At 34.6% G+C, this 15470-nt stretch carries 16 protein-coding genes and 1 pseudogene; 4 read left to right on the top strand and 13 right to left on the bottom strand.

From position 1 onward, the window contains the following. Positions 1-18 precede the first annotated feature (18 nt). The 3 genes from FA707_RS00625 to FA707_RS00615 all read left to right on the top strand — a co-directional run bounded on the left by FA707_RS00625 (position 19) and on the right by FA707_RS00615 (position 2874). The gene (locus FA707_RS00625) at positions 19-921 is read left to right on the top strand and encodes a LysR family transcriptional regulator (RefSeq protein ID WP_136952409.1); all 903 of its coding nucleotides are present in this window, start codon (positions 19-21) and stop codon (positions 919-921) included. Positions 922-1031: 110 nt separating this feature from the next. Continuing rightward, positions 1032-1811 (top strand): PHP domain-containing protein, encoded by a 780-nt coding sequence (locus FA707_RS00620; protein WP_136952408.1) that lies wholly within the window; start codon positions 1032-1034, stop codon positions 1809-1811. Positions 1812-2037: 226 nt separating this feature from the next. Then, a complete protein-coding gene (locus tag FA707_RS00615; RefSeq protein ID WP_168177319.1) occupies positions 2038-2874 on the top strand; it encodes a S41 family peptidase in 837 nt (278 codons plus the stop codon). Positions 2875-3043: 169 nt separating this feature from the next. Here the strand turns inward: FA707_RS00615 and FA707_RS00610 are convergent, their stop codons facing one another. From FA707_RS00610 to gnd, 11 genes are all read right to left on the bottom strand, one after another. After that, positions 3044-3766 (bottom strand): HAD family hydrolase, encoded by a 723-nt coding sequence (locus tag FA707_RS00610; RefSeq protein ID WP_136952406.1) that lies wholly within the window; start codon positions 3764-3766, stop codon positions 3044-3046. Between the two features lie 112 nt (positions 3767-3878). Beyond that, on the bottom strand, positions 3879-4520 hold the full coding sequence (locus FA707_RS00605; protein ID WP_136952405.1) for a bifunctional 4-hydroxy-2-oxoglutarate aldolase/2-dehydro-3-deoxy-phosphogluconate aldolase: 642 nt from the start codon (positions 4518-4520) through the stop codon (positions 3879-3881). Positions 4521-4539: 19 nt separating this feature from the next. Beyond that, on the bottom strand, positions 4540-5607 hold the full coding sequence (gene uxuA, locus FA707_RS00600) for a mannonate dehydratase (protein WP_136952404.1): 1068 nt from the start codon (positions 5605-5607) through the stop codon (positions 4540-4542). 20 nt (positions 5608-5627) lie between these two features. Next, positions 5628-6068 (bottom strand): PTS sugar transporter subunit IIA, encoded by a 441-nt coding sequence (locus FA707_RS00595; RefSeq protein ID WP_136952403.1) that lies wholly within the window; start codon positions 6066-6068, stop codon positions 5628-5630. A gap of 31 nt (positions 6069-6099) precedes the next feature. Next, the gene (locus tag FA707_RS00590; protein WP_136952402.1) at positions 6100-6957 is read right to left on the bottom strand and encodes a hypothetical protein; all 858 of its coding nucleotides are present in this window, start codon (positions 6955-6957) and stop codon (positions 6100-6102) included. Positions 6958-6993: 36 nt separating this feature from the next. Next, positions 6994-7500, bottom strand: a complete 507-nt coding sequence (locus tag FA707_RS00585) for a PTS sugar transporter subunit IIB (RefSeq protein WP_136952401.1) — start codon at positions 7498-7500, stop codon at positions 6994-6996. Between the two features lie 21 nt (positions 7501-7521). Beyond that, on the bottom strand, positions 7522-8382 hold the full coding sequence (locus FA707_RS00580; RefSeq protein WP_136952400.1) for a PTS system mannose/fructose/sorbose family transporter subunit IID: 861 nt from the start codon (positions 8380-8382) through the stop codon (positions 7522-7524). A 19-nt stretch (positions 8383-8401) separates the two neighbouring features. Beyond that, positions 8402-9238 carry a PTS mannose/fructose/sorbose/N-acetylgalactosamine transporter subunit IIC gene (locus FA707_RS00575; protein ID WP_136952399.1) on the bottom strand — a complete coding sequence of 279 codons (837 nt, stop codon included), beginning with the start codon at positions 9236-9238 and terminating at the stop codon, positions 8402-8404. A 10-nt stretch (positions 9239-9248) separates the two neighbouring features. Beyond that, positions 9249-10352 (bottom strand): iron-containing alcohol dehydrogenase family protein, encoded by a 1104-nt coding sequence (locus FA707_RS00570; RefSeq protein WP_136952398.1) that lies wholly within the window; start codon positions 10350-10352, stop codon positions 9249-9251. Next, positions 10353-11360 (bottom strand): D-isomer specific 2-hydroxyacid dehydrogenase family protein, encoded by a 1008-nt coding sequence (locus FA707_RS00565; protein ID WP_136952397.1) that lies wholly within the window; start codon positions 11358-11360, stop codon positions 10353-10355. Positions 11361-11377: 17 nt separating this feature from the next. Further along, entirely contained in the window at positions 11378-12274 is an 897-nt protein-coding gene (gene gnd, locus FA707_RS00560; protein WP_136952396.1) for a phosphogluconate dehydrogenase (NAD(+)-dependent, decarboxylating), read from the bottom strand. Positions 12275-12421: 147 nt separating this feature from the next. Between gnd and FA707_RS00555 the strand changes: the two genes are divergently transcribed. Next, complete coding sequence (locus FA707_RS00555; protein WP_136952395.1) at positions 12422-13276, top strand: MurR/RpiR family transcriptional regulator; 855 nt, start codon at positions 12422-12424, stop codon at positions 13274-13276. 134 nt (positions 13277-13410) lie between these two features. On the opposite strand, the pseudogene FA707_RS00550 reads toward FA707_RS00555, so the two are convergent. Both FA707_RS00550 and FA707_RS00545 read right to left on the bottom strand, forming a co-directional pair. Then, positions 13411-14816 (bottom strand): annotated as a pseudogene (locus FA707_RS00550) (IS3 family transposase). 344 nt (positions 14817-15160) lie between these two features. After that, positions 15161-15451, bottom strand: a complete 291-nt coding sequence (locus FA707_RS00545; RefSeq protein WP_136952393.1) for a hypothetical protein — start codon at positions 15449-15451, stop codon at positions 15161-15163. Between the last annotated feature and the right edge of the window lie 19 nt (positions 15452-15470).

Here is a 15470-nt window from a genome sequence, read left to right as displayed (position 1 = left end):
TCTAAGGAGGTTAACACCATGGATATTAAACATCTGCGTTATTTTATCGCAATTGTCGAAAATGACTTCAATCTCAGTCGTACCGCCCGTAGCCTCTATATCTCACAACCGACGCTAAGTGTCATGATCAATAATTTTGAAGAAAAAGAAGGCATTAAATTGTTCCAACGTCAGCAAAACAAGCTACTCGGACTCACGCTAGCCGGAAAAATTTTCTATCAAGACGCTCAAGAACTTATTAAACAATATTATAGAATGCAACATAATCTTCATAACCACCAAACTGACATTAAAGGAACCGTTACGATTGGCCTCCCTCCCTTTCTACTGTCAGTAGTTTTTTCCTCTATTTTGCCAAAAATTATGATGCAACATCCCGAAATCCACTTTGATATTCAAGAAAAAAACACCGAATTACTCAAGCAAGATTTACTGCTAGAAACGGTTGATTTAGCCGTTTTACTTCATCCCGAAGGACTCTCTCGCAAATTGATTGATACGTATCTCATTCAAACTTCTGAGTTAGTCCTTCTTATGTCACCCAATCACCATCTGAGCCAAAAAAAGACGATTAACTGGCCGGACCTTCATAATCAAAACATCGCAATTTTTGACGAATCATTCATGAATCATCACCTCATAAAAGCGCGCTTTGAACAGATACAACTCGATCAGACCATCAGTTTAGAAACTAGCTCTTGGGATTTCTTAGTTAACGCGGTGCGCATGAACGATAACTTGATTGCCTTCATCCCGCAACCATTAGTTAAACAACAATACTTAGACGATTTAATAATCAAACGCATGAATGAGCCTATTCCTTGGAGGGTAACACTTTGTCGCTTAAAAAAACAACATTACACGGCCCTTGAACAATTCGTTTTAGACTTACTTCTCACCATTTTTATCGACCCCAAATAAGCGAATCAGCTGATTGATTCGCTTATTAAATTAAAAAATAGCAATTTTATTAAACGAAGCTTTTTATGATTGTTCAAATGTGGTACAGTGACTGCAAAGGAGGGAATTCAATGACCTATTATGATCAACATTTGCACACGTATCATTCGTTTGATTCAAGTGAAACATTTGAGAACTACTTAGCACGTTCCCCTAAGGTTCTCGTAACTACAGAGCATCTTGACTTTAAAAACCCCTGGGACAACTTTGAGGATAGTATGCCGAATTACGCCGACTATGCGGCAGAAGTCGACCGTCTAAATGCCCAACAAGATATTCCTATTTTAAAAGGGATTGAAATTGGTTTTGTACCGGAACATTGGCCGTTAATTCAGAACTATTTAGCCGGTCATGACTACGATGTTCAACTATTAAGCGTCCATCAAAACGGTGAATACGACTTTATGGACGATATTGTGTTAACTTTAGAGCCCGAAACGTTAATTAAGGATTACTATACACGACTACTTGAAGCCATTAAAACCGTCGATCCAGCCAACATTATGACACATTTTGATTATGGTGTGCGACGCTTAACGCTAGATGTTGAAACGTTCAAGCACTATGCCGAACCTTACTTGATACCTGTTTTTAAAGCGGCAATCAATAAAGAATTAGCGTTTGAATTAAATGCTAAAAGCTTTGTTAGCTATCACAACCAAGCTCTCTATGAATATGCCGTACCACTTTATTTATCACTGGGCGGTAAGTTATTTAGCTTAGGCTCTGACGCTCATCGCGCGGAAGATTATGAATTAGGCTATGACCAAATGAAACATTTCTTAAAAGGATTCGGTATTAATGAACTCGCAACCTATCAACAAGGAAAATTGAGGTTAGTCAGGTTTTAACTATGTTATGTATCTAATGTGGGAAACATTGACTACCTAGACTGAACGTGCAGAGAGGAATAAGCAATTGAACCTAACGATGAAAAAACGCTGTATCATATATCTCATACTATTGCTGCTAGCTTTCACTTTCTTATTTAGTGGAAAATTAGGCATCATTTTTCTAAAAAAACCGATTTACTTGTTCAAACCTAGTACAACCCGCTTAGTAGATGATGCTCTTTTTATGATGGAACGTTACGGTATTTATTCCACAGAACATGATTTTAAAGCACAAATCCCTGAATTCAAGGCCCTAGCCAAACAAGCCCACAGCTTCGAGGAAGCCTTACCTGTGTTAAATAGTGCTGCCGTAATTGCTGGTGGGCATCACTCATTTATAAAAGCTTTTAGCGATGAAGAACTTAATGGTGCACCTAATTTTACGCCAGTTTCACCGTCTGTTCGCATCAATAAAGGGATTGCGACCATTTATTTACCGACCTTTAGTTCAGATGATGCCCAGCTGATTAACGACTACATTCAAAGTGTTACTAAACAACTCGCCCAAGCAAGCGAACTCAAAGGCGTTATCATTGATCTAAGAAATAATCTTGGAGGTAATATTATCCCAATGTTTGGAGCAGTTACCTCTTTGTTCCCTAAAGGTGATTTGCTCTATTACGTCGATAACCAACAACAAGAGTTCCCAATTAAACTAGCAGAAAATCATTTAATCATTGATGACGAGGAAATCCTAAGTCTTAATGAACAGACTAAATACCTAAATCTGCCGATTGCCATTTTAACTAACGGTGGAACCGCTAGTGCCGCGGAGATTTTACTCGTTGCTTTTAAAGGACAGCCGCACGTAAAACAATTTGGTGAAGCAACAGCCGGACTGGCAACTGGTGTCGCATCGTTTCAACTATACAAAAATTATTATGTCGCCTTAGCTGGCGTAAAAGCTAAAGACTTAAATGGCAAGATATATGAAGAACAACCGATTGAAGCAGATGTTGTGACAGAACATCCGGAACAAGTGGCTTGGGAGTGGTTGACAAAAATATTTAATAAAAAATAAACAGCCGCTACGTATAGGTAACGGCTGTTTATTTTTTATTAGACATTTATTCTATCTCATTAGTTAGCCATTTTATCATCTCAGTAATCATCAAAAAATCATCTTTGAGTACATGACCGTCCACCATTCTAAATACAAAAAATAGATTTCAAAAGTTAGACATCTAAATTTACATACTAACCTTCTGATTCAAATAATCAATCAACTCCAACAAGCTGGGTAATTCTAAATCATAAATCTTTTTCTCTAAATGTTCTAAATTCATTACCGATTGGTTCAGTCGATATTTACCCTCATGTGATGGTAAATCATCCAAATTATCTTCAATATAAACTGAAAATATACCAGCTCTGTTTGCAGCCTTTAAGCCCTCTGTAGAATCTTCCAAAACTATTGCGTTGCCTGGAGACACATCTAAAATTTCACACGCCTTCAAAAAGATTTCTGGCTCAGGTTTTCCTTTTACTACATCATCACCTGAAACAATTGTATCAAATAACTGTTGTGATAGTTCTTCTAATTCAAAATAATAGTCAATCTTCTGTCTAGAAGCTGAGGATGCTAGTGCGATTAGATAATTATTATTTTTTAAATAAGACAACAATTCAATAAGACCTCTTTTTTTATACACTCTTTTCTCTTTTAATAAGATTTCTTCTTTTGTTTGATTAATATAATCGCGCCACAACTCAACTTCATCAGAACGATTATAAATATTCTTCATCTCTATTCGAATATCCTCTTCGGTTCTCCCAGTTAAATAATAATATACTTCTGGCTTTAATTCAAAATCGAATTTTTTTGCAGCATCTAGGTATGAAGCATAAGCTAATCTTCCTGTATCAAATATTAAACCATCCATATCAAATATAATCAGTGATTTATCGTACATGTCATACTCTCCTCCAATATTTAAGTTTGCCATTTATAGCAAAAAAGTGAGATAAGAAACCTAAGGGCTCTAATCTCACTTAGTCACTAACGCTCAAAAATAAATGTTCATATTATTTATTCTTTAGTTTATCCAAAAGTTCTGTCAGTTTATCCTCTAACAACTGATTGTTTTCCTGCATCAATTCTTTCTCAGAAATAATAAATGAGCCTCCCACAGCTATTACTTTTTCATTATTAAGATAATCACAGAAATTTTTTTGATTAATTCCACCCGTTGGTAAAAAATTAACATCATAATAAGGACCACTAAGCGCATTAATGGCATTTAACCCACCATAAATATCTGCAGGGAAGAATTTAACAGTTTTAATGCCACACTCCACTGCTTTTTGGATATCGCTAGGTGTTGCCACTCCTGGAACAATCAGGATATCATTTTCCAAACAATAGGCTATCACTTCTGGGATGACAACAGGTGACACGATAAATTTTGCACCATGTTCTACTGCAGCTTTTGCTTCTGCTAGCGTTCGAACTGTTCCAGCACCTACAATTAAATTACCAGAGGCTGATAACTTTTCAATTGCTGGTAAAACTAATTTTGTTCTAAATGTTACCTCTATAAATCTAATGTCATTTGTGACTAATAAATGTTCTAGCTTATCTAAATACGTTAAATTATTCACCGTGTATAGTGGAAGTAATTGGGTTGACGCTAATTGTTCTAATAGATTTTCACTAGTATTTTTCAATAAATCGTCTCCTCCTTTATTACCCGTTCATTTTTACAATAGATTCATGCAGTCCTTGTAAATATGTAATCCCCATGGCTCTATCATATAAACCATAACCAGGCATTACCTCTTCTTCCCAAATCGTTCTACCATGATCCGGACGAATAACGCTATCAAAACCAACATCAACTAAGGCTTTCATCATTGCGTGCATATCAAGAGAACCTTCTGTACTTAAATGTGCGCTCTCTTTAAATTTACGCTCACCTAAGAATTTAACATTTCTTAAATGAACGAAATTAATTCTATGTCCGATTTTATTAATAATTTCGACCATATCATTTTCCGGATTAGCTCCTAATGAGCCTGTACATAATGTTATACCATTACATGGCGAATCGATAATGTTAATAATTTTTTCTAAATCATTTAAATTTTTGGTAATTCTTGGTAAATCAAACAATTCCCATGGTGGATCATCCGGATGAATACCTAATTTAACATCGACTTCTTCACAAACAGGAATCACTCTTTCTAAGAAATAGACTAAGTTGTCAAACAGCTTTTCTTCAGTAACTCCCTCGTACAATTGAATTAAGCTGTTAAATTTAATTAGTCGTTCTTCTTCCCAACCTGGCAGTTTAAAGCCTTTTGATTGGCTATTAATCAACTTATACATCTCGCTTGGATCCATATTATCCACTACTGCTTGATCATATAATAGTGAAAAACTACCGTCTTCATTTTCATAAAATAACTCTGTTTTAGCCCAACCGAAGATTGGCTTAAAACTATAACAAACTAAATTAATTCCACATGCTGCCAAATTTCTAACCGTTTTGATGTAATTATCAATGTACATATCTCTCTCATCTGTACCGGCTTTTATTGCATCATGAATAGCAACGCTTTCAATTCCGAGTAACTCTAAATTTTTGGCTTCTACTGATTGTTTCAATTCAGTAATTTCATCAATTTCCCAAACATCACCGGGTAATTTATTAAGCAATGTTCCAACAATACCGTTAATCCCTGGAATTTGACCAATATGTTTTAAAGGGATGGAATCCCCTTTTTCACCGTACCATCTAAATGCCCATTTCATCTATACAGTCCTCTTTCTTCCTAGAAATCTTCGTCTTCGTTATCTTCTTGCGCATCAAAATGCCAATTATTAATGCCTTCTTTAGCTTGAGAAACAATACCACTAGCAATAGTATCAATTGATGATCCTAATAATTGATGATTAATTGTTTCTAACAGCATTGGCAGGTTCACACCACCTATAACATGTACCTTGTCTTTTAACTCTGGTTCTAAATCATTAATAGCAAGTAACGCTTGATTATATGGACTAGCACTGACTAAATCAGTTAATACAACCACACCTTCTCCTTGATTAACTTCATTCAACGCCTCTTTAATCTTCTTATTTAAATTTTTAACATCCTCACCATGACCTAAATTTACAGTAGCGATGTTGTTCGTCGCTCCCATGATAACTTCTGCGGAATCTTTCAATCCATCACTAAACTTCCCGTGTGTTACGATTACTATTCCTAACATATTTTCCTCCTGTTTATATAGTGACTATCCATTAACCTTTTAAAAAATCATTCAGTTTAGAAATATTCTCTATATTTATTTTTTTCTCTTTTAAATCTTTTTTTGATAAAAAATACGCGGTATAATCGTCGCTTTCGCTAGGATTAGCGCTAAATACATAAGTTATATTCTCACTTGCTTGCGTTTCATTTATTTGGATATTTTCCTCAATATGAAGGGGTGCCTGTGCGCCAATAGAATCTAAATATATTATTTTAGCTCTTTTTTTCTTCTGATTAAGCAAAGGTTCCAACCCTCGATCACCGTAACAGCCATCATCAATAAATGCATAGGCTCTTTTGGTATTACTTGTTGACCTAATTAAATCTAAAATAGTTAATATTGAAGATGTATTACGTATTAAATTTTTATTTAAAATATTGCCTTTAACAACGTTGCTTAGCATTAAAAAGTACAAACCATACAGACCAACCAATCCTAATGTTTGAATCGATAGAAACTCAAATTTATCTGCAATAAATTTGATATATAAATACGTACCCACTACGCCAAGCAAAATCGTTAAAGTTGAAGATAATAAAATAAAATTAGTTGTGCTAGCTTTTTGTTTATTCCTATCAAATAAATGATAGTCCCCTAAAAAATTAGGGGCTGTATCATAATAGGTGCATACGATTTCATCTGCTGTTTCAATATCACCAACATAGATATTTCTAAGTGAACTTCCTTTATCGCTATTATATTCAATGATCTGAACGTCTTGTCTAAATTTCATAATATCTGTAAACAACGATTTTATGAAACGAGTTTTTTTCTTATCAGTCAGTCTTGAATTATAAATATATTGGTATCTAAATATCCAGTCTTTAAATATTTCATCTAGTTTCATCGTATCACCTTTTCCTAACGCGTTGGTTATTGGTTATTACAAACCAAATTTACTTAAAACATCCTTTAAACTCGTTTTTGGTGCTGAAGGAGTTGCTTGGAAGTAGATATCTTGCACTCCGTAATTTTCATTCAAGTCTTTTAATTTTTCAGCATCAGCTTTATTTAAATAAACTGATTTCGTTACTAAAAGGTCCTCATCTGGATTTTTTTGAGCGATACCTCCAATATTCAATTCTTTCATCGGAACACCACTCGTCACTAAGTCATAAATAACACTAACTGTCTTAGCTATTAAAATGCAGTTATAGTCTTTAAAGTTGTATTCATCCCAGTAGAATTTTGCCTTTTCACTTGTAACAACAATTGTCTTTTGCCCCGTTCTGCTACCGGCATTTTTATATAAGTCTCTCATAAATTTATCTTTTGCTACCACATCATCTACAACAAAAATTGAGTTAACCCCACTTTTTTGAGAAAGTGTGACCATCACTTGTCCATGTATTAATCTTTCATCTACTCTTGCTAAATTAACTTGTCCCATAATAACTAACCCCGTCCTTTTCTATAATATGCCTACTGCGGCTAATACGATTAAAATCAATGTCAACCAAAGCAAAGCTTGTGTTACTTTCAAACCTTTTTTGTTATAGAACCAGTACACGCCCATAACTACTAGTAAAGGTAATAATCCTGGAATAATCGAATCTAAAATATCTTGAATAACGAACTCTTTTCCTGAAATTTTAAATTGCAAGGCTGAAGAAACTTTAACATAATTACCAGCCAGAATTCCCATCATAAATAATCCAAGTACTGATAATGTCTCAATAGCTGTTTGAATGCCAGCATTTTGCATTAAACCAGTTGCATTGCGTCCCATTGAAAATGCTTGTCTAGCAAAGAAAACACCTAATATTGCTTGATACAATGCAAAACAGATAAATGGGAACAATGCTCCTAGTGCACTACCTTGTTGCGCCCATGGTACCGCAATCGCGATAAAAATGTATTGAACAGTACCTGAATCGATCGCATCACCAATTCCTGCTAACGCTCCCATCAAACCAGCTTTCGTGTTATACATTAAATCATCTTGCATCAAAATTTCTTCATTCTTGTACTCTTCTTCAGCACGTTGTTGTTCCATTGATGACATCAGACCGGTAATTACACCACCACCCCAGCTTAACTGAGTGTTAAAGAATAATAATTGTCTCTTGTAAGCTGCCTTTAGATCATCGTCATTCTTGTATAATTTTTTTAGAATAGGCATCATAGCATATAGTAACGATGGTGCCAAATAGCGTTCAAAAGAATGGGGAATTTCATTTGCAAAATGCCATCTTAAGTAGGCTTTGGTTACATCTTTTTTAGTAATTTCTTCTGGTGCAGCTGTTTGTTGTTTATTAACTAATTCAGTCATCTTATACCCTCCCTATATGTTAGAATCCATCATCATAATCGTCGTCATCATCATCCATCGGTGTTGGTGATGACTGATTGTTAGATACAGATACAGCTTTTCCTTTTTGAGATTGAACAAAAATTAACGCAATCAATAATCCAAAAATCGCATATGTTACCATAGTAATTTCCAGAGATTTTAGTACCACACTCATGAAGTATGCTAAGAAGAAGAAAACTAAATAATCTTTTCTACCAATAACATAAATCGTTGTCGCAATACCAATCGCTGCTAAACCACCACCAACTACTTCAAGAATGTGAATAATTACAGTTCCTTCTAAAGCGGTTATAACATCAGCAATTACTGGTGCTCCAAAGTATAATGCGATAAACACTAATGGAACAAATAATAAGAATGATGCCAATGTAGGATATAAAATAACTGATCTAGTAATAGCTTTTGAATTTAAATCTTCCACCGCTTTATCTGTATATTTACCTAAAAACGTATTAATAAAGAATCTCAATTGATATAAATAACTTCCTAATAATCCAACAGGTACTGCTACGGCAATCGCTGCTTCAGGTTTTAAATTACCTAACAACGCTACCGGTACTGCAATAGCAGCTGCGATTGAAGGTTCTGCTGGCATTGATCCCCCTGGTGAAAACACACCCATATAGATCATCTGTAACGCTGCTGTAACGATCATTGCTTGCGGAACATCACCCATAATAATCCCTACAACCAATCCTGTCATTAATGGAGAAAACCTTAGTGTTAAAGTAGCTCCCCCACCTAACCATCTAGACATAACTGCTGCAACCCACAAAGCAATTAACAAACTTTGAGTAACTGTTAATGTATCCATATTTACCCTCCTAATTCTGATTGTTATATTTTTCTAATGCGTAAATCCCTTGCTTCAAACTATCTCGATCGGTATTCACTGGAATCAAATGGACCTTACTTTTCGAATGAATAAATTCGACTAGTTCATCAATGATTGTTTCATCATCAGGAAATAGTCCCATATGGTTTAATGATTTTGGTAATTTTAATGACTCATAAAATGGTAAGAGTTGATCAATTTCATGCCATTTATTTTCTAAAGCCATTTGATAAAAAATACCGTATGCGACAATTTCACCATGTAAAAAATGATGGGTAGCCGGAATGTATTTACTTAATGCATCATGCATTGCATGAGCAGCTGCATTACGTGCGTACTTATCGCCTAACCCACCGACTAAGCCGGCAACACCAAAAACGATTTCTGATAAATGAACAAAATCATCGGTAACAACTTGTTTTTCCATATCACTTATCGCTTTTTCAGCATGTTCAATGATTTCTTCCTTACAAATCTGTGCCGTGTAAGATGCCATCATCAGAAAGGGTTCTTCTTTTAAATGCGATTGATCTAATATCGCTTTTGATTCATACCATTTAGCTATAGTATCGGCTAATCCGGCAATAAAGTACTCTTTAGGCGAATCAATAATTAAATAGGGATCCGTAATTAAGAAGGCAGCTTGCCTTAAAAAATGTTCTGTTTTGCCCTCCGACTCACCCGATTCTTTATACATTACGGATAAGGGTGTCCATGGCGCACAATTACTGGCTAATGTAGGAATAACTCCAAAATTCACATTACTAATATGAGCCGAATAACCCACTAGATCTGTCAATTTACCACCACCAACCCCGATAATAAAATCAATGTCGTGTTTTTTTACAAGCTCTAAAATCAAATTCGCACCATAGTAACTACACTCACCTGTATATTGATGAAAGTACCAATTATATTGTTCATCCGATAAAAAATTGATTTTCTTTTGTGCCTTTTCCCACGAAATAGTCCCATGTACTATTAAAATATTTTTCGCATGAAATTCCGTTAGTAGCTCCGGTACTTTATCAATCGCTCCCTCGCGATAACAATAAAACTGTGGTCCAACTTTGACGTTTAAATCATTAAGCATCTAACTCCCCCCTTCGATATATTTACTATAGACTTGAACTGAACGTTCTGGTAATTCTCCTTGTACTATTTGTTCGACATCTCTTACACATTTTTCACCCATTTGTTCTAAACATTCTAATGTATAAGCTGACGTGTGAGGCGTAATCACAACATTATCAAATGCCAAATATGGATGATTGCTTCTTCCTGGTTCCTCTTCTAGGACATCCGTTGCTAGACCAGCAATCTTTCCTGACTGAAGCGCACTTATTATAGCGCTTTCATCTAGCAGAGCACCTCTTGCGCTATTAGATAGATAAACATTGTCCTTCATTTTCGCAATTTCCTCAGTTGAAATCATATGATAATTTTCATCTGTTAAGTTCGCACATAAGCAAATAATGTCTGAAGCTTCAAGTAATTCATCTAGCTCGACTTTCTTACCTCCAAAACTTTGAATTTCTAGCTCTGATTTATAAGGATCGTATGCTAGAACATTACAACGAAAACCATTTCTTAAAGTTTCAACCACACAACTACCTGTATTTCCAACACCTATCACTCCAACAGTCTTGTTGAACAATGTTCGCCCAACAAAATCCGCTCGCTCTTCCCATTTGTTTTCCTTCACTCTTTGATTAGAACCTACTGTACATCTTAATAATGCTAACAAATTTGTAATATTATTTTCTGCAACAGCATCTCTTTCAACTAAAGCTGGAATAATCGACACAATCGTATCATGTTCTTTTGCTGCTTCTATATCTATATTGTTATAACCAATCCCATGTCGCGAAATTAACAACAGTTCATCTTTATTGTCAAAAAATTCTTTTGTAAAAAACGGTGTGACACTCGCGATAATTATATTGTACCCAGCCAACACTTCCGCCAGTTCTTTGCCACTTATCTCACCGTCAACATCAACGTTTGCAACATACCCAACCTTTTGCAGTCGCTCCAAATGATTCGGAAACTTTTTACCAAAGCTACTTGAATTCACGATTGCTATTTTGAATCCTTTCATATGTCAGCCCCCTAGACTTACTTTTTCACAATCTCATGACCACCAAAACCGTTTCTAAGAGCAGAAACCACTTTAGCTGAAAAACTATCTTCTTCTTGAGATAAGTTTCTCATAAACAAACTCAACGCAATAGTTGGAACTGCAACATCCATTTCTAAAGCTGTTTCTACCGTCCATTTTGCCTCTCCAGAAGCAGCTACTGTTCCCTTGTATTCTTCTAAATGTGGACTGTTTGAAAATTGCTGCTCAATGATTTCCATCAACCAACCTCTAATGACTGAGCCATGATTCCAAACTTTCGCAACCTCTTCAAGATTAAAGTCAAATTCACTTTGTTCTACCAATTGAAAGCCTTCACCGATAGCTTGCATCATACCATATTCGATTCCGTTATGAATCATCTTTAGAAAGTGACCACTACCTGATTTTCCTGCATATAGATAGCCATCGCTAACTGAAACATCTTCAAACACTTTTTCTATTTCTTTAAATACTTCAGGATTGCCGCCAATCATTAGACACGCATCATTTCTAGCACCTGATATACCTCCTGATGTACCGCAGTCAAAATAATGGATGCCTTGTTCCGCAAATGCTTTAGCTCTTCTCATTGAATCTTTGTAATTTGAGTTACCACCTTCAATAATCACATCATCTTTTGAGACAAACGGTGCAATCTCATCCAAAACCGTATCCGTTATCTTCCCCGCAGGCAACATCAACCATAAAGTCTTTTTTCCCGAAAACGACATAAGCAGTTGTTCCAATGAGTCATGTGATTCAATTCCGTAATTACCAGCTTGTTCTCTTGCTTCTGGATTAACATCTGTTCCTTTGACAAGATAACCATGATCTTTCAAGTTATAAGCCAAATTCAAACCCATTTTACCAAATCCAATTATTCCTATCTCCATGAAAACGCCTCCATCTCTTTATAACTCTATTATACAAAAAAAGTTTTTTTTGTAAAGCGTTTTTAAAAAAATTGATTTTTTAAAAAAGAACGTGTATCTTATACTTAAAGAGTTTATATATTTTATTCATCAAAGGAGGAACGAGTAATGGAGCCAAATATTTCTATTCCGTTAAAAATAAAAACGCTTTATACTTATTTAAGTCCTACAGAAAAAAGAATTGCTGACTATATCATTGAAAATCCATCTACTATTTCTCATAGTTCAATCAGTGATATCTCAGCAGAACTAGAAATAGCGGATTCTACACTGTTTCAATTTACAAAGAAATTAGGATACAACGGATTTAAAGAATTCAAACTGGATTTGCTGATACAACAAAATGAATTCACCAATATAGATATTCATCAAAACATATGTGAAGAAGATAGCCCGTTAATCATGGCCCAAAAAGTTTTTGATTCTAACAGCCAAACTCTTGCTCAGACTAAAAAGTTACTAAAGGAAGATGACTTAGTAGCTGCTGTAGAGCTTATCCAAAATTCTAAAAGGCTTTATTTATTTGGAATTGGTGGGTCAGAGATTGTTGCCACTGATGCCTATCATAAATTTTTACGATCACCTAAGACGGTCATTCATAGTACTGATTATCATATTCAATTAATGGAAGCTTCTTTATTGAACGAGCACGACTGTGTCATCTGTATTTCACATTCGGGTAATTCTAAAGAAACTGTCAACTTAGCTGAAATATCAAAAAAAGCCGGCGCAAAAGTAATTGTCCTAACAAGTCATGCAACTTCTCCGTTAGCTAAACTAGGAGATATCGTCTTCTTGTCAATTTCAGAAGAAACCGAATTTCGCTCAGAAGCACTCGCTTCACGCATCTCACAATTAGTGATAATGGATTCACTATATGTCATCCTGATGTTCTTAAATAAAGAACAATCACATTTATCTTTAGCTAAGATACGAGATAATATATTGGAGAATAAAAAATAGCATAGTTGAGGCAGAGGTAATTGTAGAATGACATAATACTCACAAATAATAATTTATTAAACAGTGATGAAATGTAGTGAACCCCAAAAGTTAGACTTTATTCGGAGTAGAGAAATCTGCTCCGATTTTTTATTTTATGCAGCTAATTTTAGTCGATAAGCCACTGGGCTTAAACCATCTAATTTCACTTTAATTCTCTTATGATTGTAGTAGTGAATCCATTTTTCTATTGCCTCTTTTAATTCTTCAAAACTATGAAAGACTTTACCATAATACATTTCTTGCTTTAATAACCCAAAGAAATTTTCCATTAGAGAATTGTCTAAACAGTTTCCCTTACGGGACATACTTTGGAATATTTTATTATCCTTTAGACATTTAGAATAATTTTTCATTTGATAAGCCCATCCTTGATCAGAATGGAAAGTTCGACGATAGGGACAATCGCTTGTTCGTTCAATAGCTGCTAATTGAGCTTGCTCAATCGATTTTGCGTTCGGGTGATTAGAAATAGCGTAAGAAATAATTTCGCTATTGAACATGTCTAAGTAGGGATCTAAGTAGAGTTTTTTAACGGTTAAAATCCCATTATTTTTTTCATAGTATTTGAATTCCGTTGTATCAGTTGTGATTTTTTGATGAGGGATAGACGTATAGAATTTTCTGTGAATTCTATTTTTTGCTATTAGCCCTACTTTACCTTTATATGAGCTATATTTACGAGACTTACGCATAAACTTAATGACTTTCAATCCTAATTTCTTCATAATTCTCAAAACTTTTTTATGGTTAACCGTTCTTCCTCGAGTTTTAAGTTCGTTGGTAATACGTCTATAACCATATCGTTCTTCATGTTCATAAAAAATACTGGTAATTTCTTCCTCTAATTCTTTCTTTGGATTATCCATTTCAAAACGTTTTTGCCAATACATATAAGTAGCTTTTGGGAATTCTAACTCTGTTAGAAGCTCAACTAATTTGAATTGTCCTCGGAGGCTATGGATGATTTTCGCAAGTGTTTCATTTGTTGTTGGGCTTCCATTTTTCTTAGCTTCCTCAATTCCTTTAAATAGGCATTCTGTATTTCTAATGAGCGAACTCGTTTTTCTAATTCTTCAATCCGCTCTTGATCTGTTTGATTAGCTGGGTATGCTGCTGATTTGTTAGTTTTTTTAGGCATATTAGTTGGTCGACCTTTCTTACTGGAAAGTCCTTGAATGCCATTCTCTCTGAACTTTTTTACCCATCCAGCTAAAAGAGAATAGTTTGTTATTCCTAAACCGTTGCTAATTTCACGATAGGATTTTCCACTTGTTTCATATAACTCTATCGCATCTAACTTAAATTGAACAGAATAACTTTTATTTATTTGACTACGACGTAGTCCAGACTCACCAAATTCCTTATAAGTACGTATCCAATGCTCAACTTGAGATTTATTTTTAATTTGGTACTTATTAGCTAAATATTGATAACCATCATAGCCTTTTAAATAATCTATAACTACTTTCATTTTAAATTCTTCATCATATTTCACCATAAAAAATACCCCCAAAAGTTAGATTTTTTGGTCTAACTTTTTGGGGGCAGTACAAAACCTAGTCGTTCATTGCTGTTTTTTTGAAAAAAAAAGACACCTTCCAAACAATTGGAAAGTGTCTTGAAACGTTGATATAACAACGATTAACGTTTTGAGAACTGTGAAGATTTACGTGCTTTCTTAAGACCTGGTTTATGACTTTATGTATTCATCTAGTTTCTTTTCCTTGTATTATCCATAAGAAATAATTATTAATACAAATTTATTATATATAAATTTCATTTTTCTACAGTTAAATGGTCCCAATAACAGTCCCTTATAATTCTTCTATTTTTACTACGTCACTACTCATTAAGATCACTTATAATAATACTGGCTGGTTCATGTAAAATTCTATTAAAGGTTGCTTTTTGCTTCAATGTCATTTGAGAAAGTTCTTTAATTTCATCAGTAATTATTGCCCAATATAGTGTAGTATCTATACCACATTCTCCGCAAGTTCTAGGTCCTATAACGCCATATTCTCCGATTTTAGGAGGGTAATCCCATCCTTCTTCATGAGCTTCTTCTGCGTTATGATACAAACCAATTTTCCCACAATTCTCACAAATATAACGTAACTTAAATTTATCCACTAGATATCATCCTCTATTA

Origin of the sequence: Vagococcus zengguangii (genome assembly GCF_005145005.1) — a bacterium.
Lineage (GTDB): Bacteria > Bacillota > Bacilli > Lactobacillales > Vagococcaceae > Vagococcus_A > Vagococcus_A zengguangii.
Note: the sequence above shows the minus strand (reverse complement) of the source record. Positions and strands in the feature narration are given on the sequence as shown.

Bases quoted from the DNA above. Each gene is read 5' to 3' on its own strand.
- FA707_RS00585 (WP_136952401.1), bottom strand. From the start codon at position 7,500: ATGGGACAAGTTAATTTAGCAAGAGTAGATGAAAGATTAATACATGGA.
- FA707_RS00555 (WP_136952395.1), top strand. From the start codon at position 12,422: ATGGAGCCAAATATTTCTATTCCGTTAAAAATAAAAACGCTTTATACT.
- gnd (WP_136952396.1), bottom strand. From the start codon at position 12,274: ATGGAGATAGGAATAATTGGATTTGGTAAAATGGGTTTGAATTTGGCT.
- FA707_RS00580 (WP_136952400.1), bottom strand. From the start codon at position 8,382: ATGACTGAATTAGTTAATAAACAACAAACAGCTGCACCAGAAGAAATT.
- FA707_RS00595 (WP_136952403.1), bottom strand. From the start codon at position 6,068: ATGTTAGGAATAGTAATCGTAACACACGGGAAGTTTAGTGATGGATTG.
- FA707_RS00610 (WP_136952406.1), bottom strand. From the start codon at position 3,766: ATGTACGATAAATCACTGATTATATTTGATATGGATGGTTTAATATTT.
- FA707_RS00620 (WP_136952408.1), top strand. From the start codon at position 1,032: ATGACCTATTATGATCAACATTTGCACACGTATCATTCGTTTGATTCA.
- FA707_RS00575 (WP_136952399.1), bottom strand. From the start codon at position 9,238: ATGGATACATTAACAGTTACTCAAAGTTTGTTAATTGCTTTGTGGGTT.
- uxuA (WP_136952404.1), bottom strand. From the start codon at position 5,607: ATGAAATGGGCATTTAGATGGTACGGTGAAAAAGGGGATTCCATCCCT.
- FA707_RS00565 (WP_136952397.1), bottom strand. From the start codon at position 11,360: ATGAAAGGATTCAAAATAGCAATCGTGAATTCAAGTAGCTTTGGTAAA.
- FA707_RS00570 (WP_136952398.1), bottom strand. From the start codon at position 10,352: ATGCTTAATGATTTAAACGTCAAAGTTGGACCACAGTTTTATTGTTAT.
- FA707_RS00615 (WP_168177319.1), top strand. From the start codon at position 2,038: ATGATGGAACGTTACGGTATTTATTCCACAGAACATGATTTTAAAGCA.
- FA707_RS00590 (WP_136952402.1), bottom strand. From the start codon at position 6,957: ATGAAACTAGATGAAATATTTAAAGACTGGATATTTAGATACCAATAT.
- FA707_RS00625 (WP_136952409.1), top strand. From the start codon at position 19: ATGGATATTAAACATCTGCGTTATTTTATCGCAATTGTCGAAAATGAC.